Below are 25,338 nucleotides of genomic sequence, written 5' to 3'. Positions count from 1 at the left end.
TTCTGCTGATGGCGGTCTTTTAAGCGGTGTGTTTCACGTGAAACACACCGCTTTTTTTATTCGTTAGCCATTCGGACGAAATTCGGGCCGAAACTGAACCCGTTATAATTCGCCCATACATTTTCCTTTGAGGCTCACGCGACGATCTGGCGTGAGATCCCGCGATGCTTTTTCCCACAGAATTTGACGTAATCGTCGTTGGCGGCGGTCATGCCGGCACCGAAGCCGCTTTGGCATCGGCGCGCATGGGTAATAAGACACTGCTCTTGACCCACAACATCGAAACCCTTGGGCAGATGAGCTGCAATCCGTCGATCGGCGGCATTGGCAAAGGCCATCTGGTCAAGGAAGTCGACGCGCTCGGCGGCGCCATGGCGGCCGCCACCGACGAAAGCGGCATCCAGTTCCGTATCCTGAACTCGTCGAAGGGGCCGGCGGTGCGTGCGACGCGCGCTCAGGCCGACCGCGTGCTCTATAAGGCGGCGATCCGTCATCGTCTGGAAAATCAGCCGAATCTGTGGCTGTTCCAGCAGGCCGTCGACGACCTGATGGTCGAGGGCGACCGCGTGGTCGGCGCCGTTACGCAAGTGGGCATCCGTTTCCGCTCGCGCGCCGTGGTGCTGACTGCGGGTACGTTCCTCGACGGCAAGATTCACGTCGGTCTGAACAACTACACCGGTGGCCGCGCGGGTGATCCGGCTGCGGTTTCGCTGTCCGCACGCCTGAAGGAGCTGAAGCTGCCGCAGGGACGGCTCAAGACCGGTACGCCGCCGCGTATCGACGGCCGTACGATCGATTTCTCGCAACTCGAAGAGCAGCCGGGCGATCTGGACCCGGTGCCGGTGTTTTCGTTCCTCGGGCGCGTCGAGCAGCATCCGCGGCAAGTGCCGTGCTGGGTCACGCATACGAATCAGCACACCCACGACATTATTCGTAGCGGCCTCGACCGTTCGCCGATGTACACGGGCGTGATCGAAGGGGTCGGGCCGCGCTATTGCCCGTCGATTGAGGACAAGATTCACCGTTTCGCGTCGAAGGAATCGCATCAGATTTTCCTGGAACCGGAAGGGCTGACGACCAACGAGTTCTACCCGAACGGGATTTCCACGAGCCTGCCGTTCGACGTGCAGCTCGAACTGGTGCGTTCGATGCGCGGTTTGGAGCATGCGCATATCCTGCGACCCGGTTATGCAATCGAGTACGACTATTTCGATCCTCGCGGATTGAAGGCATCGCTGGAAACCAAGGTGATTAGCGGGCTGTTCTTCGCAGGGCAGATCAACGGGACGACTGGCTATGAAGAGGCGGCGGCGCAGGGCATGCTGGCCGGTATCAATGCCGGTTTGCACGTTCAGGGCAAGGACGCATGGTGCCCGCGTCGCGATCAGGCCTATCTGGGCGTGCTGGTCGACGATCTGGTCACGCGCGGGGTGTCCGAGCCGTACCGGATGTTCACGAGCCGTGCCGAATACCGCCTGAGCCTGCGCGAAGACAACGCCGACATGCGCCTGACCGAGATCGGCCGCGAGTTGGGCGTGATCGATGACGCCCGTTGGGACGCGTTCAGCCGCAAGCGCGACGCTGTTTCACGTGAAACAGAGCGCCTTCGTACGACATGGGTCAATCCTAAGACGTTATCTGCCGACGAAGCGATGGCACTGCTCGGCAAGCCGATCGACCACGAATACAGCCTCGCGGACTTGCTCCGTCGACCGGGCGTGAGCTACGACGGCGTCTGCGGCTTGCGTGGCGGCACGTGCGGTGCGCCCGAAGTGCTCGCCGAAGACGACGTACTGCTCGCTCAGATCAAGGAGCAGATCGAGATCGGCATCAAATATCAGGGCTACATCGATCGCCAGGCCGATGAAATCGAACGCAACGAGGCGCACGAAAACACGCGTCTGCCGGAAGGGCTCGACTACGCAGAGGTTCGCGGGCTGTCGTTCGAGGCACGCCAGAAGCTGACGCAGTTCCGGCCGGAAACGATTGGCCAGGCATCCCGTATCTCGGGCATCACGCCGGCGGCTATCTCGTTGCTGATGGTTCATCTGAAGCGAGGCCTTGGGCGGCGTCCGGCGAAGCCCGCCGAACCCGGCACCGACAGCAAGCCGGTGGTGCAATGACGGCAGGGCAGAGGGGTATCGATCAGCAGGCCCTGGCGTCGCTGCTGGCGGATGGTGTCCGTGAGCTGGGCCTCGACCTGAGCGACGTTCAGCAACGCAAGCTGCTTGATTACGTCGCCCTGTTGGCGAAGTGGAATAACGTCTACAACCTGACGGCGATTCGCGATCCGCGGCAAATGCTGGTCCAGCATATTCTCGATTCTCTTTCGATCGTGCCGCATCTCGCGCCGCTCGGCCCGTCTTCTGTGCTCGACGTCGGTTCGGGCGGCGGCTTGCCCGGGATCGTGTTGGCAATCGTACTGCCCGAATGGACCGTCACCACGAACGATATTGTTCATAAAAAGACGGCTTTCCAGGCTCAGGCGAAGGCCGAGCTGGGTCTCGCGAATCTGTCGGTCGTGACGGGACGCGTCGAGACATTGCGGCCCGGCGCCGAAGTACCGGCAAAGTTCGACGTAATCGTTTCGCGCGCATTCGCAGAACTCACGGATTTCGTTACACTGGCCCGTCACCTGGTTGCGGAGCAGGGCGCGATCTGGGCGATGAAGGGCGTGCAGCCGGACGGTGAAATCGGGCGTCTGCCGGCGGGCGCCCACGTGGAACGGATCATCCGGCTGAACGTGCCGTCGCTCGACGCCGAACGGCACCTGATCAAGGTTCGGCTGGGCGCGGAAAGCTGACGGCCACTCCCACGGCGACCCGCATCCTCAACGATCTTCACTTCATCAAGCAGAAAAAGGGACACACCAACGATGGCAAAAATCTTCTGCGTTGCGAACCAGAAGGGTGGTGTCGGCAAGACCACCACCACAGTCAATCTGGCCGCGAGCCTGGCAGCGCAGGGACAGCGAGTTCTTCTCATCGATCTGGACCCGCAGGGCAATGCCACGATGGGGAGCGGCATCGATAAGGCCGAATGTACGAACACTGTCTACGAAGTGCTCGTGGATAACGTGTCCGTGGCCGATGCGCGCGTGCGGCCGGAAGTGGTCGGCTACGATGTGTTGCCCGCGAATCGCGAACTCGCGGGCGCCGAGGTGGAACTGGTCAGCATGCAAAATCGCGAGCGTCAGTTGAAGGTGGCGCTTGCGGCGGTCGAGAGCGAATACGACTTCGTGTTGATCGATTGCCCACCCGCATTGTCGCTGCTCACGCTCAACGGGCTGTGCTCCGCGCATGGCGTCGTGATCCCGATGCAGTGCGAATACTTCGCGCTCGAAGGCCTGTCCGACCTCGTCAATACGATCAAGCAGGTTCACGCCAATCTGAACCGTGACCTGAAGGTGATCGGTTTGCTGCGCGTGATGTTCGATCCGCGCATCACATTGCAACAGCAGGTTTCGGATCAACTGAAAGAGCATTTCGGCGACAAGGTGTTCGACGCGGTGATCCCGCGCAACGTACGGCTTGCCGAGGCGCCCAGCTATGGGCTGCCCGGCGTGGTGTTCGACAGGGCGTCGCGTGGCGCGCAGGCCTACGTGCAGTTCGGCGCGGAAATGATTGAGCGGGTGCGCGCATTGAACGACGCGCCCCAAGCATCCTAAGCGGATCGAGGAAGCACGATGAACGCAGTAGCAAGAAAGAAAGGATTGGGCCGCGGTCTGGAGGCATTGCTCGGCGGCACCGCGGATATCACCGAGGCGGTGGCGATCGAGGGTGCGCCGAACGTGCTACCGCTCAGCAAGATGCAGGCCGGCAAATACCAGCCGCGCACGCGCATGGACGAGGGCGCGCTGCAGGAACTCGCGGCCAGCATCCGCGCGCAGGGGCTGATGCAGCCGATTCTGGTGCGCCCGATCTCCGCGGACAAATACGAGATCATCGCCGGTGAGCGACGTTTCCGTGCCGCACGCCTTGCCGGCCTTGAAGAGGTGCCGGTGCTCGTGAAGGACGTGCCGGACCAGGCCGCCGCCGCGATGGCGCTGATCGAGAACATTCAGCGCGAAGATCTGAATCCGCTCGAAGAAGCGCAGGGCATCCAGCGTTTGCTCGACGAATTCCACTTCACGCACGAGCAGGCGGCGGAATCGGTTGGCCGCTCGCGCAGCGCGGTGTCGAATCTGCTGCGTCTGCTCAATCTCGCGGCGCCGGTGCAAACGATGCTGCTCGCCGGAGATCTCGACATGGGCCACGCTCGCGCGTTGCTCGCTGTCGATGCCGCGACGCAGATCACGCTGGCCAACCAGGTCGTCAACAAACGCCTCTCGGTGCGCGAGACCGAAAAGCTCGTCGCGATGACGACGAAGACGACGCCCACGGTCAAGGCCCGCGCGAATCCGGATGGCGGGCGCGATACGCGGCGTCTCGAAGAGGAACTCTCGGACCTGCTGGCGTCGACCGTGAAAATCAAACTCGGCCGGCGTGGCCGTGGCCAGGTGCTCGTGGACTTCGGCGATCTCGACGCGCTGGAAGGCATTCTTGTCCGCTTGCGCGGCAATGCCAACGTCTGACCGACGATCAATGGGAATAGGGCGCTGCGGTTCCGGGCGCCCTCGAACCTTGCCTCGTGAATCGTTTTTTCGACTAACGAACATGCTTTCCAATTATCATGGATTCCTGAATAGTTATCGGCCAAATAATCAGTCATGCCAGGTTTGAGTGGGCTGCAATGGTAGATCGACGGCCACGGCAATCCTTACGGCCTGCTATCGCAAGCGGGCAGATACACTCGCGTAAACATGTTCCCCGCATAGACGCTGCCAGCACGAAACGGCGCCAGTTCTCCCCGAAAAAAACCGCATTTGTTGCATTTCCGAGACGTCTGCCATAACGTCGAAACAGCCTGCCGGCAAGCTTCGATCCATGCGATCGGGAGCCATGGTTTTGTCGTCCCACGCCTGCCTTACATTTGACGTGTTTCGCGCTGCCAGCAAGCGTTTTACCGTATCGTGGGCCCAAGTTTCACGCCGTTATAGCGCGGCCTAAAGTCTTGAATTGCCTGCAACTATCGCTTACAATCGCCCGGATTTAATTGCACGGCAACCCCGTAAGCGTTGCGTAAGCTCGCGGGCTGGAAAGAGACTTTCGGAACATTGCGATGGCGGTCAAAACGTCGAATCTGTCGCCGAAGAATGGGCACGACGAACACCGCGCAGAACGCTCCGCTTCCGATGCGTCCTCCAGCCGGCAGTTCGACCCGGCCGAAGCATGGGATGACGGGCAGGAAGATAACAATATCGTTCCGCTCACGCGGGCCGAGGCAGAAAAGCTGTTTGGTCCTGACGTGGGTCGTCCATCGCGGGTGACGCCTTTCAGGGTCGTTGCAGCGCAAGTGGTTTTGTCCTTGGTTGCTACGCTGGCGTGGTGGCTGTTTTATAAGCCGCCGGGCGCTGCTGCGCTGTCCGCGTTCCTGGGGGGAGCGATCTGTTGGGTGCCGGGCGCGTTGTTCGCGGCACGTTTGATAAAGCAGCGCGGCGTCGAGACAGTGATGAGCTGGATGATCGGCGAAGCGCTCAAGATGGGGACAACGATCGCGATGTTTGTAGGCATCGCCTTCTGGTATCACGATGTGCGCTGGATTCCGCTGCTCGTGACCTACCTCATCGCGCTGAAGACTTACTGGATTGCCTTGGCGTGGCGCTAAGGTAGCAGTACCAAAAATAGCAGCACGAAGAATTTAAGGCCGGCGCGTGGCGTCGGCACGGGTGTGCGGATGAGACAGGGCCTGCACCCGGCGCGTTCCCGCAATAGAGTATTTCGGCGGGAACGGCCTCAAACGATTTTCGACAATTTGGGTGGCTTTAACGATATGGCAGCTAGCGAAGGCACGCGAGCAATGGACCCGTCCGAGTACATTGCGCACCACTTGCAGAACTTTTCCACCGCGCACCAGACGTCGATTTTCGACATCCACGTGTGGAATCTGGACACCCTCTTCTGGTCGATCGTTTGCGGCCTGGTCACCATCTTCGTGCTGCATCTCGCTGCCCGCAAGGCAACGTCCGGCGTGCCGGGCCGTTTCCAGTGCGCGATCGAAATGCTCGTCGAAATGGTCGAGGATCAATCGAAGGCGATGATCCACGGCTCGCGTACTTTCATCGCTCCGCTCGCGCTGACCGTGTTCGTCTGGGTCGCGCTGATGAACTCCCTCGACTTTATTCCCGTCGACCTGCCGGGCCGCGTGATCGGCTGGCTGGGTCTGTCCGAAGTGATTCCGCACCACCGCATCGTGCCGACCGCGGACCTGAACGGCACCATCGGCATCGCACTTGGCGTGTTCGTGCTGATGATTTACTACAACTTCAAGATCAAGGGCGTCGGCGGCTTCGTGCATGAACTGCTGTCCGCTCCGTTCGGCGCGCATCCGCTCCTGTGGATCCCGAACCTTGCACTGAACATCATCGAGTTCGTCGCGAAGACGGTCTCGCTCGGCATGCGGCTGTTCGGCAACATGTATGCGGGCGAACTGTTGTTCCTGCTGATTGCCCTGCTCGGCAGCATCTGGAGCTTCGGCGCGGACACGACGGTGCTTGGCTTCATCGGCCACGTGATCGCCGGCAGCGTGTGGGCAATTTTCCACATCCTGATCGTTCTGCTGCAGGCGTTCATTTTCATGATGCTGACGCTGGTGTACATCGGCCAGGCACACGACACGCACTAACCTGCGCGGTCGGTAAAAGAATCGTAGTTTTTCAAATCCCAGTTCCAACCAGTTCTAAAAGACTTTTCACAAAGGAGTGATCATGCAAGCTTTCATCGCCAACATCCAGGGTCTGACCGCCATCGGTATCGGCATCATCATCGGCCTGGGTGCAATCGGCGCCTGTATCGGTATCGGTCTGATGGGCGGCAAGTACATCGAAGCATGCGCCCGTCAGCCGGAACTGATGAACCCGCTGCAAACCAAGATGTTCCTGCTGGCTGGTCTGATCGACGCGGCGTTCCTGATTGGCGTTGGTGTGGCAATGCTGTTTGCGTTCGCGAACCCGCTGCTGTCGAAGCTGGCAGGCTGAGGTTCCTCGGAGGTTTGCGTCTGAGCTATAACTGGTAAAGGCGCAGGGCGGAACGGGTACTGGGGCGCTGATCGAACACAGAATCGATGAGCGCCTTGCCGTTTCACTTTCCGAACAAGCAACGTTTAAGGAAACACCGTGAATCTCAACGCAACCCTGTTTGCGCAAATGGTCGTGTTCCTGATCCTCGCGTGGTTCACGATGAAGTTCGTGTGGCCGCCGCTGATCAACGCCCTCGACGAGCGCTCGAAGAAGATCGCTGACGGCCTCTCCGCCGCGGAAAAGGGCAAGCAGGAACTCGAAGCCGCTCACAAGCGCGTCGACCAGGAACTCTCCCAGGCACGCAATGCCGGCCAGCAGCGTATTGCCGACGCGGAAAAGCGCGCCGTGGCAGTCGCCGACGAAATCAAGGCACAGGCACAGGCTGAAGCCGCCCGCATCATCGCGCAGGCGAAGGCCGACGCGGAGCAGCAAGTCGTGAAGGCGCGCGAAACGCTGCGCGGCGAAGTCGCCGCACTTGCCGTGAAGGGCGCTGAGCAGATCCTGAAGCGCGAAGTCGACCAGGCCGCTCACGCTGACCTGCTGAATCAACTGAAAGCCGAGCTCTGATCATGGCCGAACTTGCAACCATCGCCCGTCCGTACGCGGAAGCGCTGTTTGGCGTGGCCGAAGCTGGTGACATCGCCGCCTGGTCCACGCTCGTGCAGGAGCTGGCACAGGTTGCGCGTCTGCCCGAAGTGCTGTCGATCGCCTCGAGCCCGAAAGTGAGCCGCACCCAGGTCAGCGATCTGCTGCTGGCTGCGGTCAAGTCGCCGCTCAAGGACAACGCGCAAGCGAAGAATCTGGTGCAGATGCTGGTGGACAACCATCGCCTGCAATTGCTGCCGGAAATCGCCTCGCAGTTCGAAGAGTTGAAGAACGCCCGCGAAGGGGCGGCAGATGTGCTGATCGTCAGCGCATTCCCGCTCGAAGGTGCGCAGTTGAACGAACTCGTCGCAAGCCTCGAACGCAAGTTCAAGCGCAAGCTGAAGCCGACGGTCGAAGTCGACCCGTCGTTGATCGGCGGCGTGCGCGTGACGGTCGGCGACGAAGTGCTCGATACCTCGGTCCGCGCGCGGCTTGCCAGCATGCAGACGGCCCTGACGGCCTGAAGCGCCTTGCGCTTTAGCGGCTGGCACGCAACAGAATTGACTATCAGGAGCGAATAATGCAACTCAATCCCTCTGAGATCAGCGAGCTGATCAAGAGCCGGATCCAGGGCCTTGACGCGAGCGCAGACGTTCGCAACCAGGGCACCGTGATCTCCGTGACCGACGGTATCGTGCGTATCCACGGCCTGTCGGAAGTGATGCAGGGCGAAATGCTCGAATTTCCGGGCAACACCTTCGGTCTCGCATTGAACCTCGAGCGCGACTCGGTCGGTGCCGTGATTCTGGGTGAGTACGAACACATTTCGGAAGGCGACATCGTCAAGACGACGGGCCGCATTCTCGAAGTGCCGGTGGGTCCGGAACTGCTCGGCCGCGTGGTCGACGCACTCGGCAACCCGATCGACGGCAAGGGCCCGCTCAACGCGAAGATGACCGACGCAATCGAAAAGATTGCACCGGGCGTGATCTGGCGTAAGTCGGTTTCGGAGCCGGTCCAGACCGGCCTGAAGTCGATCGACGCGATGGTGCCGATCGGCCGTGGCCAGCGCGAGCTGATCATCGGCGACCGCCAGTGCGGCAAGACCGCAGTCGCAGTCGACGCGATCATCAACCAGAAGGGCAAGAACCTCGTCTGTATCTACGTCGCGATCGGCCAGAAGGCTTCGTCGATCATGAACGTGGTGCGCAAGCTCGAAGAATCGGGCGCGCTCGAATACACGATCGTCGTGGCCGCTTCGGCTTCGGATTCGGCCGCGATGCAGTACCTCGCGCCGTACGCCGGCTGCACGATGGGCGAATACTTCCGCGATCGCGGCCAGGACGCGCTGATCGTTTATGACGACTTGACCAAGCAGGCCTGGGCATACCGTCAGATCTCGCTGCTGCTGCGCCGCCCGCCGGGCCGTGAAGCTTACCCGGGTGACGTGTTCTATCTGCACTCGCGTCTGCTCGAGCGTGCTGCTCGCGTCTCGGAAGAGTACGTCGAGAAGTTCACCAACGGCGAAGTGAAGGGCAAGAGCGGCTCGCTGACGGCACTGCCGGTCATCGAAACGCAGGCAGGCGACGTGACCGCATTCGTTCCGACGAACGTGATCTCGATTACCGACGGCCAGATCTTCCTTGAAACCGACCTCTTCAACGCAGGTATCCGCCCGGCAATTAACGCCGGCGTGTCGGTGTCGCGTGTGGGTGGCGCGGCACAGACGAAGGTCGTGAAGAAGCTGTCGGGCGGTATCCGTACCGACCTCGCGCAGTACCGTGAACTCGCAGCGTTCGCGCAGTTCGCATCGGACCTCGACGAAGCGACTCGCAAGCAGCTCGAGCGCGGCCGCCGCGTGACGGAACTGCTCAAGCAGCCGCAGTATCAGCCGCTGCAGGTGTGGGAACTGGCTGTGTCGCTGTTCGCGGCGAACAACGGTTACCTCGACGACCTCGAAGTCGGTCAGGTTCTGCCGTTCGAAAAGGGCCTGCGCGACCACCTGAAGGCGAGCCATGCTGACCTGGTCAAGCGTATCGAAGATACCAAGGAACTCTCGAAGGACGACGAAGGCCTGCTGCATACGGCCGTCAAAGACTTCAAGAAGTCCGGCGCTTATTGATCCGCGAGTGATCCGCAAGGCATAAACGGACCTTGAAGCGGCGCGGGCCGCATGCGAATGCTCCCGTGCTGCTTCGACCGCTTTGCATGGGACCCGAGTAAGCGCTGAAGCGCTAACTCGGGCCGACAAAGGAGCAAGCAATGGCTGGAATGAAGGAAATTCGCGGCAAGATCAAGAGCGTGCAAAACACGCGCAAGATCACGAAAGCGATGGAGATGGTGGCCGCATCGAAGATGCGCCGCGCTCAGGAGCGCATGCGCGCTGCTCGCCCGTATGCCGACAAGGTCCGCGACATCGCTGCGCACATGAGCCGTGCGAACCCGGAGTATCGTCACCCGTTCATGGTGTCGAACGACGGCGCGAAGGCGGCCGGCATCATCCTCGTCACGACCGATAAGGGTCTGTGCGGTGGGATGAACACCAACGTGCTGCGCGCGTCGGTGCAGAAGTTCAAGGAACTGGAAGGCCAGGGCAAGACGATCGAAGCAACCGCGATCGGCAGCAAGGGGCTCGGTTTCCTGAACCGTTTGCGCGCCAAGGTCGTGTCGAACGTCGTGCATCTGGGCGATACGCCGCATCTGGAAAAGCTGATCGGCGCAGTCAAGGTGCAGCTCGACCTGTTCTCGGAAGGCAAGATTTCGGCGGTGTACCTCGCGTACACGCGCTTCGTCAACACGATGAAGCAGGAGCCGGTGATCGAGCAGCTGCTGCCGCTGTCGGCGGAGCAGTTCGAGCGCACGGAAGAAGACGGCACGACGCCGCGCACGCAGTGGGACTACATCTACGAGCCGGATGCACAGGCCGTGGTGGACGAGCTGCTGGTGCGTTATGTCGAAGCGCTGGTCTATCAGGCCGTCGCGGAAAACATGGCATCGGAGCAATCGGCCCGGATGGTGGCGATGAAGGCCGCTTCGGACAACGCGAAGACGGTCATCAACGAACTGCAACTCGTGTACAACAAGAGCCGTCAGGCCGCGATCACGAAAGAACTGTCGGAAATCGTCGGTGGTGCGGCGGCGGTCTGACCGTAACGGTCGGCAGCCGCTCATGTGCGCCCGTAGTGGCGCACCCATCGAAACTGCGCCTTTGCGCGAGTGAAGAATTGAGTATCTAAAGGAAAAGCGATGAGTACTACTGCTTTGGTAGAAGGCAAGATCGTACAGTGCATCGGCGCGGTGATCGACGTGGAATTTCCGCGTGAAACCATGCCGAAGATTTACGACGCGCTCATTCTCGAAGGTTCGGAACTGACGCTCGAAGTCCAGCAGCAGCTGGGCGACGGCGTGGTCCGCACCATCTGTCTGGGTGCTTCGGACGGTCTGCGCCGCGGCACGATCGTGAAGAACACCGGTAACCCGATCAGCGTGCCGGTCGGCAAGCCGACCCTCGGCCGCATCATGGACGTGCTGGGCCGTCCGATCGACGAAGCCGGTCCGATCGCGAGCGAAAACATGCGCTCGATCCACCAGAAGGCGCCGGCGTTCGACGAACTGTCGCCGTCGACGGAACTGCTCGAAACCGGCATCAAGGTGATCGACCTGATCTGCCCGTTCGCGAAGGGCGGCAAGGTGGGTCTGTTCGGTGGCGCCGGCGTGGGCAAGACCGTGAACATGATGGAACTGATCAACAACATCGCGAAGGAGCACGGCGGTTACTCCGTGTTCGCCGGTGTGGGCGAGCGGACCCGCGAAGGGAACGACTTCTATCATGAAATGAAGGACTCGAACGTTCTCGACAAGGTCGCGCTCGTGTACGGCCAGATGAACGAGCCGCCGGGCAACCGTCTGCGCGTCGCGCTGACCGGCCTGACGATGGCCGAGCACTTCCGTGACGAAGGCCTCGACGTGCTGTTCTTCGTCGACAACATCTACCGTTTCACGCTGGCCGGTACCGAAGTGTCGGCACTGCTCGGCCGTATGCCGTCGGCGGTGGGCTATCAGCCGACGCTGGCTGAAGAAATGGGTAAGCTGCAAGAGCGTATTACGTCGACCAAGACCGGCTCGATCACCTCGGTGCAGGCCGTGTACGTCCCTGCGGACGACTTGACCGACCCGTCGCCGGCTACGACCTTCGGCCACCTGGACGCAACCGTCGTGCTGTCGCGTGACATCGCTTCGCTCGGTATCTACCCCGCAGTGGACCCGCTCGATTCGACCTCGCGCCAGATCGACCCGAACGTGATCGGCGAAGAGCACTACTCGATCACGCGCGGCGTGCAGCAAACGCTGCAGCGTTACAAGGAACTGCGCGACATCATCGCGATTCTGGGCATGGACGAACTCGCGCCGGAAGACAAGCTCGCCGTTGCGCGCGCTCGTAAGATCCAGCGTTTCCTGTCGCAGCCGTTCCACGTCGCTGAAGTGTTCACGGGCTCGCCGGGCAAGTACGTGCCGCTGAAGGAAACGATCCGTGGCTTCAAGATGATCGTCGAAGGCGAGTGCGACCATCTGCCGGAGCAGGCGTTCTACATGGTCGGCACGATCGACGAAGCCTTCGAAAAGGCCAAGAAGATCCAGTAAAGGTCGGGTGTAACGAAGCGGGCGCAGCAAAGTCGTACCGACTGAATAAGTCACTACTGACTTATCTCGCCTTCACTACGCTTAACCCAGCCTTGCATGAGACGAAAGTGAGCGCACCAAAGTGCTTACTTTCGTCGACAGGAGTCGACACTTATGGCAACCATTAAAGTAGACGTCGTCAGCGCGGAAGAGCAGATCTTCTCGGGCCAGGCGAAGTTCGTCGCGCTGCCGGGCGAAGCGGGTGAACTCGGCATTCTGCCGGGCCACACGCCGCTCATCACGCGGATTCGTCCGGGTGCGGTGCGTATCGAAGCTGAAAACGGCGAAGAAGAGTTTGTGTTCGTCGCCGGCGGCATCCTCGAAATCCAGCCGGGCGCTGTGACGGTTCTCGCCGACACGGCAATCCGCGGCAAGGATCTCGACGAGGCCAAGGCCGAAGACGCACGCAAGCGCGCGGAAGAGGCGCTGCAGAACACGGGTTCGAACCTCGAATACGCAACCGCGCAGGCGGAACTCGCGTATGCGACGGCTCAGCTCGCGGCTATCCAGCGTCTGCGCAAGCTGCGCGGTCAGCACTAAGACACGCGGTAGAAAAGAGCAGCCTTCGCGGCTGCTTTTTTTCGGCATTAAATTGACGTTTACGTAAAGGTAAAAAGTCCGCGTAGTTGAGAGAAAGAAAAAGCCGGCGATTGCCGTTCGCGTAATGCGCTGCGGGTAAGACTTGATGCCGGTCGGCCCTACGCCGATGGCACAATCGATTTCAAATGTATTTCAGTCGAGCGAGCTTTCGCTCACGGAGACAACACCATGGCAACGCATATGTCGGGCGAAGGTGCGCTCATCGAACCCAGGGACGGACTGTCGTATGTGCGCGGGTCGACTGAAATTCCGTTGAGCGAAGCGACCGTCGGCGAGTTTCTGCGAGAAACGGCGGCTCGCTTTCCCGATCGGCCAGCCGTGGTGTTTCGCGAGCAGGGCATCCGCTGGACGTGGAAGGCGTTCGCGGACGAGGTGGATGTGCTAGCGTCAGGGCTGCTCGCGCTCGGTATCGCGAAGGGCGATCGCGTCGGTATCTGGTCGCCGAATCGCGTCGAGTGGCTGCTGACGCAGTTCGCGACGGCGCGCATCGGCGCGATCCTCGTCAATATCAATCCGGCTTACCGGCTCGCCGAACTCGAATACGCGCTGAACAAGGTCGGCTGCAAGGCGATTATTGCCGCCGAGCGCTTCAAGGCATCGATGTATCTCGAGATGCTGCAGGAACTGGCTCCCGAACTGGCAACGCAGGCACCGGGCGAACTCCACGCCGCGCGGCTGCCGGAGTTGCGCTACGTGATCCGCATGGGCGACACGGAAACGCCGGGCATGCTGAGCTTTTCCGAGCTGATCGAGCGGGGGCGCGCGACGCTCGACACGGCCAGGCTCGATGCGATCGGCGCCACGCTGTCGTGTCACGAACCGATCAACATCCAGTTCACGAGCGGCACGACCGGCAACCCGAAGGGCGCGACGCTGACGCATAGCAACGTGGTCAACAACGCACGCTATATCGCGATGGCGATGCGGTTGAGCGAACACGACGGCTTGTGCATTCCCGTGCCGCTCTATCACTGCTTCGGGATGGTGCTGGCGGTGCTCGCGTGCGTCTCGGTGGGCACGAACATGGTGTTTCCGGGCGAAGGCTTCGACCCGGCCGCGACGCTGTCCGCGGCCGCGGACGAAAAATGCACCGCGCTGCATGGCGTGCCGACGATGTTCATCGCCGAACTCGATCACCCGACGTTCGCATCCCACGACTTCTCGCGCCTGCGTACCGGCATCATGGCGGGTTCGCCATGCCCGATCGAAACGATGAAGAAGGTCGTCTCGAAGATGCACTTGGCCGAGATCACCATCGCCTACGGCATGACGGAAACGAGCCCGGTGTCGTTCCAGAGCTCGACGACCGATCCGCTCGACAAGCGCACTACGACGGTCGGCCGTATCCAGCCGCATCTGGAAGTGAAAATCATCGATCCGCTCGGCAATGTCGTGCCGGTCGGCGAGACCGGCGAGCTCTGCACGCGCGGCTACTCGGTGATGCTCGGTTATTGGGGCGATGAGGCGAAGACGCGCGAGAGCATTGTCGACGGCTGGATGCATACCGGCGATCTGGCGACGCTCGATAGCGAGGGCTACTGCAACATCGTCGGCCGCCTGAAGGACATGCTGATTCGCGGCGGAGAAAACATCTATCCGCGCGAGATTGAGGAGTTTCTGTTTCGCCACCCGAAGATTCAGAGCGTGCAGGTGTTTGGCGTGCCCGACGCGAAGTATGGCGAAGAGGTTTGCGCGTGGGTCGTGCTGCGCGCGGGCGAACATGCGACCGCCGAAGAGATCCAGCAGTTCTGCCAGGGGCAGATTGCGCACTACAAGGTGCCGCGATATATCCGCTTCGTCGACGAATTGCCGATGACCGTAACCGGCAAGGTACAAAAATTCATCATGCGTGAGCGGATGATCGGCGAATTGAAGCTGAGCGTAGACAAGACCGCGTGATGCCTCACGAGCACTCGTGATACAGGATTCGAATAGGGAAGGAAACGCGGGTTGCGTGAGAGGTTTCGTCTCGCGCAAACGTTTGGGAAGACGAAAAAAAAGCGGGCCTGGAGCCCGCTAAAAACCACACGCTACGGGGTTAGCGCGAGGAGACCAAAGATGGGACCGGCTATCACGGCGACCCTGTGCCGATTACGGCCCCAACAGGGATGCCCCTTCACAGGGCTTCGGCAAAGCCGACCGGCAAGTGCATCGTATCCGCTCACACCACGCACCCAGCCACATCCGTGTTGAAACCGTTGGGGGCATTGTGGGCGAATTAACTTATGAGCGCGGTAACAAAGTGTTTCAGGTTGTAACGCCCGCCAGATAAGGCGCTGCGGGATTTATTGCCAAAATAAATCGTTTCAAACGTAGTATTTACCGATGACTGCCGCGCAATTTCATACGCATGATTGATGCCATTCGCGACGCATATCGCCGCATAAACTATTCGGTCGATTGCGCATGAAGTAGTTGCATATGCATCTTTTGCACGGCGAGTTCCCCGTATTACAAGAGCTTGGTCCGCCCCGGAAAATTCATCTGGTGAAATGCACGGTACGTGCTGCGTCGCAAAACTTTTATTTCCGATTCCTCGCGTAGAAAACAGGGGCGGATTGAGCATCTTGTGACGCTGCGGCCATGGCTTGGATACGCTCAGAAACGTCGTGGCTCGTTACACGATCGTCTCCTTGCGAAACGAAACCGTCTTATGAGACTGGCTGCCTGCCCGAGCAAGAGCAGTTCACGACAGGCGGCCCGAAACAGCACACACAAAAACACGGGTAAATGGCGGCCTTACTTCAGCCACTTATCCGAAATAGCCTGATATTCGCCCGTTGCACGCGCGAGATGCAGCCACTGGTCGACATACTGTTGGAACGCCACGTCGCCGCGCGGCAGCAGCCACGCCTTCTCGCCGTACTGGAACGGCTTGTCGGGGTGCACCGAGCACAGACCCGGATTCAGCTTCTGCTGCAACAGCGTCTCCGAGGCATCGGTCACCATCACGTCGGCTTTTCCTGCGAGGATCTGCTTGAAGATCGTCACGTTGTCCGGATAAACGGTCACGTTCGCATGCGGAAAGTATTGCTTTGCGAACTTCTCGTTCGTGCCGCCTGGATTGACGATCACCCGCGTGGCCGGCTGGTCGATCTGCGCGACGGTCTGGTATTTGTTGACGTCGTCGCAGCGGACGATCGGCGTCTTGCCGTCGATCATGTACGCCTGCGTGAAAAACGCATGCTTTTGCCGCTCGAGCGTCGGCGAAACGCCACCGATACCGATATCGCATTTCGCGACGAAGTCGGTCATCAGGTTCGACCACGACGTCTTGACGAACTCTACCTTCACGCCGAGCGACCTGGCGAGCGACTCCGCCATGTCGATGTCGATGCCTTCGAACTGCCCATCCCCCTTGTAGAACGAGTACGGCTTGTAGTCGCCGGTCGTACAGGCGCGCAGCGTGCCGCGGCTCATGATGTCGTCGAGCCGGGAAGGCGCGGTGGCGGTCTGCGCGCTGGCCACGCCCACCTGCATCAAGACGCCGGCGAGCGCGCCGAGCATTGCGAGAGCTGCCTTGTTCATCGAGTCTCCTTGTCGTGTGTAATTGGCTGGTAAGGCTGACGGATAGTAGCCCGCCAACGCGAGCTTGAACATCGGCCGTTCAGCCAGGTCCAGCCGGGCCGACAATGACAGCCTGCCGCGAATCGCCCGCCACGCGCGCCTTTGCCACGGCCGCAACCCCAAAGAGCGGGCTTTATGAGCCGCGAGCGCAACAGTTATTGGTCCGATCACGCGTAATGCGGCGAGCCGGGTCCGGTAAAATGCCGCCTTGCCTTCAGCTTTCTGGTCGTACGCAACGTGGCCCATCAACTTCTGAACGACACTTTCCTGCGCGCGCTGCTGCGCCAGCCAACCGACTACACGCCGATCTGGCTGATGCGCCAGGCGGGCCGCTATCTGCCCGAATACAACGCCACGCGCGGCCGCGCGGGCAGTTTCCTCGGGCTCGCGAAGAGCCCGGCCTATGCGACGGAAGTCACGCTGCAGCCGCTCGACCGCTATCCGCTCGACGCCGCCATCCTGTTTTCCGACATCCTGACCGTGCCCGACGCGATGGGGCTGGGTCTCGAGTTCGTCAACGGCGAGGGGCCGAAATTTGCCCACCCGGTGCGCACCGAAGACGATGTCGCACGGCTTGCCGTGCCGGACATCGATGCGACGCTGCGCTACGTGACCGACGCCGTGCGCGAAATCCGCGTGGCGCTCAACGATGCGCAAGGCCGTCAGCGCGTGCCGCTGATCGGCTTCTCCGGCAGCCCGTGGACGCTCGCGTGCTACATGGTCGAAGGCGGCGGCTCGGCGGATTTCCGCACCGTCAAGTCGATGCTCTACGCGCGTCCCGATCTGCTGCACCGGATTCTCGACGTCAACGCGCGCTCGGTTGCGGCATACCTGAACGCGCAGATCGAAGCCGGCGCACAGGCCGTGATGATTTTCGACACGTGGGGCGGCGTGCTCGCAGACAGCATTTATCAGCGGTTTTCGCTGCATTACATCGAACAGGTGGTGAGCCAGCTCAAGCGCGAGCATGACGGCGAGAAGATTCCCGTGATCGCGTTCACGAAGGGCGGTGGCCTGTGGCTCGAAGACATCGCCGCAAGCGGCGTCGACGCGGTCGGCCTCGACTGGACCGTCAACCTCGGCAAGGCGCGCGAGCGCGTCGGCGGCGAGGTCGCGCTTCAGGGCAATATCGACCCGTCCGTGCTGTTTGCGCCGCCTTCCGCGATTCGTAGGGAAGCGCGCGCGGTGCTCGACAGCTTCGGCAATCATCCGGGGCACGTTTTCAATCTCGGCCACGGCATTTCGCAGTTCACGCCGCCGGAGCACGTCGCCGAGCTGGTCGACGAAGTGCATCGCCATAGCCGCGCGATTCGAAGCGGTGCGCATACGCCGGCGTAATGCCGTCATCGACGCTGATTTTGTTGCGGTGCAGCGAAGTGGGCTCTCGGCCTAAGGACGAATGTGCGGCGCAGAGGCCGTCAGATGGCGGTCTTGTGATTGTCAAGACTTGACTTATGCACATTCGTCACGCTGCGGCGCGGTAGAGGCTTTAATCGTGCCCCACCCCTTGCAATTTGCCGGCGCATTTGATCTAAGCCTTGTCTGGTAAGGGTTTGCGGGGAATCCGGCAAAATGTGCGCAACCCCACAGAAGGCCGTCGCGACGCCATTTCCGGCCCATCGGAGTGAAGTTCTTAACAAAGTTATCCACAGGGCAGCGAGTCGAGTGCAATTATTCAGCCGAATCCAAAACTTAGCGGCGAAATTGAAGTTTTACTTTAACTTCGACGGCCTCGCTTCGCGTCCAATTGACTCTGTGGTGTGGCTTGCGTCCGTGCAATGTTTTCGGCTTCCCTGCACCGCGTGAGCGACATGTTCGTCCGCGTCGCGCTCGACCATCCGCTGCCGACTCTGTTCGACTATCGCTGCGACACGCCGGAAGCGGCCGTGCCAGGCACGCTCGTTAGCGTGCCGTTCGGCAAGCGCCATGTGGTGGGGCTTGTCTGCGAAGTGACCGCTCACAGCGACGTTCCGGCCGAGCGTCTCAAGGCTGTGGATAAAGTCTGCGCCGCCTGTCCGCCAGTCTCGGCGCAATGGCTGGGGCTCGCCGCGTTCGCCGCGGATTACTACCAGCGCGGTCTTGGCGAAGTCGCATTGCCCGCGCTGCCGCAGGCTTTGCGCGATGCGTCACGCTGGTCGCGGCTGTTCGCGCCGGAAGAGCGCTATCGGCTGATGCCCGAGGGTCGCGCGGTCTTGCCCGATGCCTTGCCGGCCCGCGCGACGGCGCTGCGAAAGCTCGCGCAGGCGCTTGCCGAAACCGACTTCCTGCTTGCCGCCGACGCTCGCGCGCTCCATCCCAAGGCGCTGGCCACGCTGGAGAGCTGGCTGGCGGCCGGTTGGGTCGCGCTCGACGTGATCGAAGCCGCGGCGGTGCCGGCGGCCGCCCCAGCGCCGGACGTGTCCGCGCCCCCGCTTCCCACGCTGACGGACGAGCAGGCCGCCGCCGTCGAAGCGATCCGCGATGCGGACGGCTTCGCGCCGTTCCTGCTGCACGGCGTGACCGGCAGCGGTAAGACCGAGGTGTATCTGCGCGCGCTTGCTGAAATTCTGGCCGCGAAGCCCGACGCTCAGGCGCTCGTGCTCGTGCCGGAAATCAACTTGACGCCGCAGTTCGAGGCGGCTTTCCGCGCGCGCTTCGCCGCGCTCGACGGCACGGCGATCGTCACGCTACACAGCGGTCTCGCGGAGGGCGAGCGCGCCCGCAACTGGTTCGCCGCGCACACGGGCCGCGCGCGCATCGTGCTCGGCACGCGCCTCGCGGTGCTCGCATCGCTGCCGCGGCTCGCGATCATCGTCGTCGACGAGGAGCACGATCCGGCCTACAAGCAGCAGGAAGGTTTGCGCTATTCGGCGCGCGATCTGGCGATCTACCGCGCGAAGCAACTCGGCGTGCCGGTCGTGCTCGGCTCGGCGACGCCGTCGCTCGAAAGCTGGTGGCAGGCCGACCAGGGGCGCTACAAGCGGCTCACGCTGTCGCGCCGCGCGGTCGCCGATGCCGTGCTGCCGACCGTGCGGCTCATCGATCTCGAAGACGAGCGCCGGCGCGGGCGTGCCTCGGTCGAAGGCCTGTCGGGACCGCTGATCGCGGCGCTGAAGACGCGCCTCGAGCGCGGCGAGCAAAGCCTCGTGTTCCTGAACCGCCGCGGCTACGCGCCGCAGCTCGCGTGCGACGCGTGCGGCTGGGTCGCCGGTTGTCCGCGTTGCAGCGCCTATGTCGTGCTGCACAAGCCCGAGCGCGCGCTGCGTTGTCACCACTGCGGCTGGGAAGCGCGCATTCCGCGCTCGTGTCCGGAGTGCGGCAACGTCGATATCGCGCCGCTCGGGCGCGGCACGCAGCGCGTCGAGGAAACGCTCGCGAGCGCGGTGCCGGGCGCCCGCGTGCTGCGTATCGACGCCGACAGCACGCGCCGCAAAGGCAGCGCGCAGGCGCTGTTCTCGGACGTTCACGCGGGCGAGGTCGACATTCTGGTCGGCACGCAGATGATCGCGAAGGGGCACGATTTTCAGCGCGTCTCGCTGGTCGGCGTGCTGAATGCCGATACCGCGCTTTTTTCCCACGACTTCCGCGCGAGCGAGCGCCTGTTCGCGCAGCTGATGCAGGTGAGCGGGCGCGCGGGCCGCGCCGGCTTGCCGGGCGAAGTGCTCGTGCAGACGCGTTATCCGCGTCACGCGCTGTATCACGCGCTGGGCCGTCACGATTACGTCGGTTTTGCCAACTCGACGCTCGCCGAACGGCGCGATGCTCACCTGCCGCCGTTCGTCTACCAGGCGCTGCTGCGCGCCGAAGGGCGCACGCTCGAGGCCGCGCTCGCGTTCCTGCAGCAGGCCGCCGCCGAACTTGTCCACATCCCCGCCGCCGAGCGGGTGACCGTCTACGATGCGGTGCCGCTCACGATCGTCAAGGTCATGCACGTGCATCGCGCGCAACTGCTGATCGAGAGCGCTTCGCGCGCCGCGCTGCAGGCGACGCTGCGTGCGTGGCAACCGCTGCTACGCGGGCTCAAGGGTGTGCTGCGCTGGAATCTCGAAGTCGATCCGCTCGACATCTGACGCTCGCGGCTGGATCGCTGCGGCGTCGCACCGGCGAGTTGCCGTCATGTGGAGAGCCGGGAGGCGCTCGAACTGCGCATTCCGGGATTCGTCGTCGTCAGCTCGGGTTTGGGCGGGAGCGCTTCCGGTGGCGGGGCGTGCCGCCCGCCTGACCCGCTCGGATCGCCGCGCAATGTCGGCACGCGGTTCGAAGTGCCTGTCGTACAACTGATGCAATCGGCATGGCCGTGCGCCGCGTCGATCCAGACGCCCCGCAAGACGTCGTTTTCTTGCCACTTCGCGTGGGCCGTCGCGCCCGCATGCTCAATCGTTCAAGGCGGTCCGCGTCGTGTTGCCCGCCGATGCGCGCGAGGCCGCCTGTGTCTGATTCTCATCCTCTTCCTGCCTGTTCGGGCGCCCGGTCGCGCCTCGAATGAAGAGCACCGCACAGGTCGCACACAGCGCCCAGATGCCCAGTATCACCCACCACTTTTCCATCTCACTGCCCTCGAAGGCCCCGTTTGTCTTCTTTGCGTGCCCGCAAACCGCAGGTTTGGGGCCGCCCGTCACCGTATCTCTATATATCGGCGCGTGCAGTCGTTTGATAAGGCTAATTGCGAAAAGAATCACGCCAGGGAAAATACCGATCGCAACCACGCTGGCCCGAATTCGCCCCTTTGGTCGGAAACTCAAGCCGCATAAGGCTTAGAGAAGGGTGCAACCGCAATCGAGGGTTGGTTGCACCTTTTTATTGGGAGGCGTACGATTCGCCGAACATTTAGTCTTTTGCCGGGCTCGCACCTGGTACTGAAGAAGGAAACATGGCTAGCACCACCCTTGGCGTTAAGGTCGACGACCTCCTGCGTTCCCGGCTCAAAGATGCCGCGACCCGTCTCGAACGCACCCCGCACTGGTTGATCAAACAGGCAATCTTCGCCTATCTCGAAAAAATCGAGCACGGTCAGCTGCCCGCCGAACTGTCGGGCGCGACAGGCTCGGCCGATCTCGCCGACGGCTCCGCGGTCGAGAGCGAGGAAGACGGCGCATCGCATCCGTTCCTCGATTTCGCGCAGAACGTGCAACCGCAATCGGTGCTGCGCGCGGCGATCACGGCCGCGTATCGCCGCCCCGAGCCGGAGTGCGTGCCGTTCCTGCTTGGCCAGGCGCGTCTGCCGGCCAATCTCGCGGGCGACGTGCAGGCGCTGGCTGGCAAGCTGGTCGAAACGCTGCGCTCGAAGAGCAAGGGCGGCGGCGTCGAAGGGCTGATCCACGAATTCTCGCTGTCGAGCCAGGAAGGCGTGGCGCTGATGTGTCTCGCCGAAGCGCTGCTGCGCATCCCCGACCGCGCGACGCGCGATGCGCTGATCCGCGACAAGATCAGCAAGGGCGACTGGAAATCACACGTCGGCCAGGCGCCGTCGCTGTTCGTCAACGCGGCGACCTGGGGCCTCATGCTCACGGGCAAGCTCGTGACGACCAATAGCGAGACGAGCCTGTCGTCGGCGCTCACGCGTCTGATCGGCAAGGGCGGCGAGCCGCTGATCCGCAAGGGCGTCGACATGGCGATGCGCCTGATGGGCGAGCAGTTCGTGACCGGCGAGAACATCTCCGAAGCGCTCGCGAACAGCCGCAAATACGAAGCGCGCGGTTTCCGCTACTCGTACGACATGCTCGGCGAGGCGGCCACCACCGAGGCCGACGCGCAGCGATACTACGCGTCGTACGAGCAGGCGATCCACGCGATCGGCAAGGCGGCCGGCGGGCGCGGCATCTACGAAGGCCCGGGCATCTCGATCAAGCTCTCGGCGCTGCATCCGCGCTACTCGCGCTCGCAGCAGGAACGCACGATGGGCGAACTGCTGCCGCGCGTGCGCTCGCTCGCGATCCTCGCGCGCCGCTACGACATCGGCCTGAACATCGACGCCGAAGAGGCCGACCGCCTCGAATTGTCGCTCGACCTGCTCGAAGCGCTGTGTTTCGATCCCGAACTGGCCGGCTGGAACGGCATCGGCTTCGTGGTGCAGGCGTACCAGAAGCGCTGCCCGTTCGTGATCGACTACCTGGTCGATCTCGCGCGCCGCAGCCGTCACCGCATCATGGTGCGGCTCGTGAAGGGCGCGTACTGGGACACCGAAATCAAGCGCGCCCAGGTGGACGGCCTCGAAGGCTATCCGGTCTACACGCGCAAGGTCTACACCGACGTGTCGTACCTTGCGTGCGCGAAGAAGCTGCTGGGCGCGCCCGATGCGGTCTATCCGCAGTTCGCGACGCACAACGCGCACACGCTCTCGGCGATCTACTACCTCGCCGGCAACAACTACTACCCTGGCCAGTACGAGTTCCAGTGCCTGCACGGCATGGGCGAGCCGCTCTACGAAGAGGTCACAGGCCGCGACAAGCTGAACCGTCCGTGCCGCGTGTACGCGCCGGTCGGCACGCATGAGACGCTGCTCGCGTACCTCGTGCGCCGTCTGCTCGAAAACGGCGCGAACACGTCGTTCGTGAACCGTATCGCCGACGAAAGCGTTGCGATCAAGGACCTGATCGCCGATCCGGTCGAGGAAGCCTCGAAGATCGCGCCGCTCGGCGCACCGCACGCGAAGATTCCGCTGCCGCGCAACCTGTACGGCGCCGAGCGCTTCAATTCGATGGGCCTCGATCTGTCGAACGAGCACCGGCTCGCGTCGCTGTCGTCGGCGCTGCTCGCGAGCGCGCATCATCCGTGGCGCGCCGCGCCGATGCTCGAAGACAACGACGGCGCCGGCGGCACCGCGCGCGACGTGCGTAACCCGGCCGACCAGCGCGATCTCGTCGGCACGGTCGTCGAAGCGAGCGCCGAACACGTGAGCGCCGCGCTCGCGCATGCGGTCGCCGCCGCGCCGATCTGGCAGGCAACGCCGGTCGAAGCGCGCGCCGACTGCCTCGCGCGGGCCGCCGATCTGCTCGAAGCGCAGATGCACACGCTGATGGGCCTCGTGGTGCGCGAAGCGGGCAAGTCGCTGCCGAACGCGGTCGCGGAAATTCGCGAGGCGATCGACTTCCTGCGCTACTACTCGACGCAGATCCGCAGCGAGTTCTCGAACGATACGCATCGCCCGCTCGGTCCGGTGGTCTGCATCAGCCCGTGGAACTTCCCGCTCGCGATCTTCATGGGCCAGGTGGCTGCCGCGCTCGCGGCCGGCAACACGGTACTCGCGAAGCCGGCCGAACAGACGCCGCTGATCGCCGCGCAGGCGGTGCGCATCCTGCGCGAAGCCGGCGTGCCGGCGGGTGCGGTGCAACTGCTGCCGGGCGACGGCGAGACGGTCGGTGCCGCGCTGGTGGCCGATCCGCGCACGCGCGCCGTGATGTTCACGGGCTCGACCGAAGTCGCGCGCCTCATCAACAGGACGTTGTCGGGCCGCCTCGACCCGGACGGCAAGCCGATTCCGCTGATCGCCGAAACGGGCGGCCAGAACGCGATGATCGTCGATTCGTCGGCGCTCGCCGAGCAGGTGGTCGCGGACGTGCTGCAGTCGTCGTTCGACTCCGCCGGTCAACGGTGTTCGGCGCTGCGCGTTCTTTGTCTGCAGGAAGACGTCGCGGAGCGCACGCTCGAAATGCTAACGGGCGCGATGCGCGAGCTGGCGGTGGGCAATCCGGATCGCCTGTCGATCGACGTCGGCCCGGTGATCGACCTCGACGCGAAGCGCGGCATCGACGCGCACGTCGCGGCGATGCGCGACAAGGGCCGCAAGGTCGAGCAGTTGCCGTTGCCCGAGAGCACGGCGCAAGGAACGTTCGTGCCGCCGACGCTGATCGAGCTCGACAGCATCGACGAGCTGAAGCGCGAAGTGTTCGGCCCGGTGCTGCACGTCGTGCGCTATCGCCGCAGCCAGCTCGACAAGCTGCTCGAACAGATCCGCGCGACCGGCTACGGCCTGACGCTCGGCATCCATACGCGGATCGACGAGACGATCGCCCATGTGATCGGCCGCGCGCACGTCGGCAACATCTACGTGAACCGCAACGTGATCGGCGCGGTGGTGGGCGTCCAGCCGTTCGGCGGCGAAGGCCTGTCGGGCACGGGGCCGAAGGCGGGCGGCGCGCTGTATCTGCAGCGTCTGCTGGCGACGCGCCCGGCCGGTCTGCCGAAGTCGCTCGCGCAGGCGCTCGTCGCGGAAGTACCGCGAACGGCGGAAAACGGCGACAATCCTGCCGCGGCACTGACCGTGCTGCGCGACTGGTTGATCGCCGAGCGCGAACCGCAGCTTGCCGCGCGCTGCGACGGTTATCTGTCGCATGTGCCGGCGGGCGCGACCGCGGTGCTCTCCGGGCCGACCGGCGAGCGCAATACGTACACGCTGGGCCCGCGCGGCACGGTGCTGTGCATCGCGTCGACCGCGAGCGGCGCGCGCGTGCAGTTGGCGGCGGCGCTGGCTACGGGAAATCGAGCCTTGTTTGAAGGCGCGGCAGGTGAACAATTAGTGGCGCAGCTGCCTGCATCGCTGAAGGCGCATGCAAGCGTGAAGAAGAACGCCGATGCGTCGTTCGACGCGGTGCTGTTCGAGGGCGACAGCGACGAGCTGCTCGCGCTCGTGAAGGAAGTTGCGAAACGCGCGGGGCCGATCGTTTCGGTGCAGGGCGTCGCAGCCCGTGCGCTCGCGAGCGGCGACGAAGACTACGCGCTCGAGCGTCTGCTCACCGAGCGCTCGGTCAGCGTGAACACCGCGGCGGCGGGCGGCAATGCGAATTTGATGACGATCGGTTGAGCGAACCTCG

General features: G+C 62.8%; 19 protein-coding genes. 17 read left to right on the top strand and 2 right to left on the bottom strand.

From position 1 onward, the window contains the following. The first annotated feature begins 164 nt into the window (after nt 1-164). The 14 genes from mnmG to G3N58_RS22800 all read left to right on the top strand — a co-directional run bounded on the left by mnmG (nt 165) and on the right by G3N58_RS22800 (nt 14,881). Nucleotides 165-2,123: a tRNA uridine-5-carboxymethylaminomethyl(34) synthesis enzyme MnmG gene (gene mnmG / locus G3N58_RS22865; RefSeq protein WP_206000291.1), complete on the top strand. Its 1,959-nt coding sequence runs from the start codon at nt 165-167 to the stop codon at nt 2,121-2,123. Continuing rightward, entirely contained in the window at nt 2,120-2,803 is a 684-nt protein-coding gene (gene rsmG, locus G3N58_RS22860; protein ID WP_167049061.1) for a 16S rRNA (guanine(527)-N(7))-methyltransferase RsmG, read from the top strand. Before mnmG ends, rsmG begins: the two co-directional genes overlap by 4 nt. 72 nt (nt 2,804-2,875) lie before the next feature. After that, nucleotides 2,876-3,667, top strand: coding sequence for a ParA family protein (locus tag G3N58_RS22855; RefSeq protein WP_206000290.1), 792 nt, complete (start codon nt 2,876-2,878; stop codon nt 3,665-3,667). Nucleotides 3,668-3,685: 18 nt separating this feature from the next. Beyond that, nucleotides 3,686-4,573, top strand: a complete 888-nt coding sequence (locus G3N58_RS22850) for a ParB/RepB/Spo0J family partition protein (RefSeq protein WP_167049057.1) — start codon at nt 3,686-3,688, stop codon at nt 4,571-4,573. A gap of 587 nt (nt 4,574-5,160) precedes the next feature. Next, nucleotides 5,161-5,706, top strand: a complete 546-nt coding sequence (locus tag G3N58_RS22845; protein ID WP_167049055.1) for an ATP synthase subunit I — start codon at nt 5,161-5,163, stop codon at nt 5,704-5,706. A gap of 165 nt (nt 5,707-5,871) precedes the next feature. Continuing rightward, complete coding sequence (gene atpB, locus G3N58_RS22840) at nt 5,872-6,723, top strand: F0F1 ATP synthase subunit A (protein WP_167049053.1); 852 nt, start codon at nt 5,872-5,874, stop codon at nt 6,721-6,723. Between the two features lie 82 nt (nt 6,724-6,805). Further along, nucleotides 6,806-7,075 carry a F0F1 ATP synthase subunit C gene (atpE, locus tag G3N58_RS22835; RefSeq protein WP_007180033.1) on the top strand — a complete coding sequence of 90 codons (270 nt, stop codon included), beginning with the start codon at nt 6,806-6,808 and terminating at the stop codon, nt 7,073-7,075. Nucleotides 7,076-7,213: 138 nt separating this feature from the next. Further along, a complete protein-coding gene (locus G3N58_RS22830) occupies nt 7,214-7,684 on the top strand; it encodes a F0F1 ATP synthase subunit B (protein WP_167049051.1) in 471 nt (156 codons plus the stop codon). Between the two features lie 2 nt (nt 7,685-7,686). After that, complete coding sequence (locus G3N58_RS22825; RefSeq protein WP_167049049.1) at nt 7,687-8,226, top strand: F0F1 ATP synthase subunit delta; 540 nt, start codon at nt 7,687-7,689, stop codon at nt 8,224-8,226. A 56-nt stretch (nt 8,227-8,282) separates the two neighbouring features. Further along, entirely contained in the window at nt 8,283-9,824 is a 1,542-nt protein-coding gene (atpA, locus tag G3N58_RS22820; protein WP_167049047.1) for a F0F1 ATP synthase subunit alpha, read from the top strand. A gap of 140 nt (nt 9,825-9,964) precedes the next feature. Next, entirely contained in the window at nt 9,965-10,849 is an 885-nt protein-coding gene (gene atpG, locus G3N58_RS22815) for a F0F1 ATP synthase subunit gamma (protein WP_167049045.1), read from the top strand. Between the two features lie 99 nt (nt 10,850-10,948). Then, on the top strand, nt 10,949-12,343 hold the full coding sequence (gene atpD / locus G3N58_RS22810; protein ID WP_167049043.1) for a F0F1 ATP synthase subunit beta: 1,395 nt from the start codon (nt 10,949-10,951) through the stop codon (nt 12,341-12,343). Nucleotides 12,344-12,496: 153 nt separating this feature from the next. After that, nucleotides 12,497-12,922 (top strand): F0F1 ATP synthase subunit epsilon, encoded by a 426-nt coding sequence (locus G3N58_RS22805; RefSeq protein ID WP_007180027.1) that lies wholly within the window; start codon nt 12,497-12,499, stop codon nt 12,920-12,922. Nucleotides 12,923-13,150: 228 nt separating this feature from the next. Next, a complete protein-coding gene (locus tag G3N58_RS22800) occupies nt 13,151-14,881 on the top strand; it encodes an AMP-binding protein (protein ID WP_167049041.1) in 1,731 nt (576 codons plus the stop codon). An 840-nt stretch (nt 14,882-15,721) separates the two neighbouring features. On the opposite strand, the gene G3N58_RS22795 is transcribed toward G3N58_RS22800, so the two are convergent. Further along, nucleotides 15,722-16,510, bottom strand: coding sequence for a transporter substrate-binding domain-containing protein (locus G3N58_RS22795; RefSeq protein ID WP_167049040.1), 789 nt, complete (start codon nt 16,508-16,510; stop codon nt 15,722-15,724). Between the two features lie 276 nt (nt 16,511-16,786). On the opposite strand from G3N58_RS22795, the gene hemE reads away from it, so the two are divergent. Both hemE and G3N58_RS22785 read left to right on the top strand, forming a co-directional pair. Then, nucleotides 16,787-17,887 (top strand): uroporphyrinogen decarboxylase, encoded by a 1,101-nt coding sequence (gene hemE, locus G3N58_RS22790; RefSeq protein WP_206000289.1) that lies wholly within the window; start codon nt 16,787-16,789, stop codon nt 17,885-17,887. Between the two features lie 473 nt (nt 17,888-18,360). Continuing rightward, nucleotides 18,361-20,598, top strand: a complete 2,238-nt coding sequence (locus tag G3N58_RS22785; protein ID WP_206000295.1) for a primosomal protein N' — start codon at nt 18,361-18,363, stop codon at nt 20,596-20,598. Nucleotides 20,599-20,901: 303 nt separating this feature from the next. Here the strand turns inward: G3N58_RS22785 and G3N58_RS22780 are convergent, their stop codons facing one another. Further along, nucleotides 20,902-21,234: a hypothetical protein gene (locus tag G3N58_RS22780; RefSeq protein WP_206000296.1), complete on the bottom strand. Its 333-nt coding sequence runs from the start codon at nt 21,232-21,234 to the stop codon at nt 20,902-20,904. A gap of 164 nt (nt 21,235-21,398) precedes the next feature. Here G3N58_RS22780 and putA point away from each other — a divergent pair, with 164 nt between their 5' ends. Further along, nucleotides 21,399-25,328 (top strand): trifunctional transcriptional regulator/proline dehydrogenase/L-glutamate gamma-semialdehyde dehydrogenase, encoded by a 3,930-nt coding sequence (putA, locus tag G3N58_RS22775; RefSeq protein ID WP_167049036.1) that lies wholly within the window; start codon nt 21,399-21,401, stop codon nt 25,326-25,328. Nucleotides 25,329-25,338 lie beyond the last annotated feature (10 nt).

It is taken from the genome of Paraburkholderia sp. Ac-20342, from assembly GCF_017104985.1.
GTDB lineage: Bacteria > Pseudomonadota > Gammaproteobacteria > Burkholderiales > Burkholderiaceae > Paraburkholderia.
This window is presented reverse-complemented; position numbering and strand designations above follow the sequence as displayed.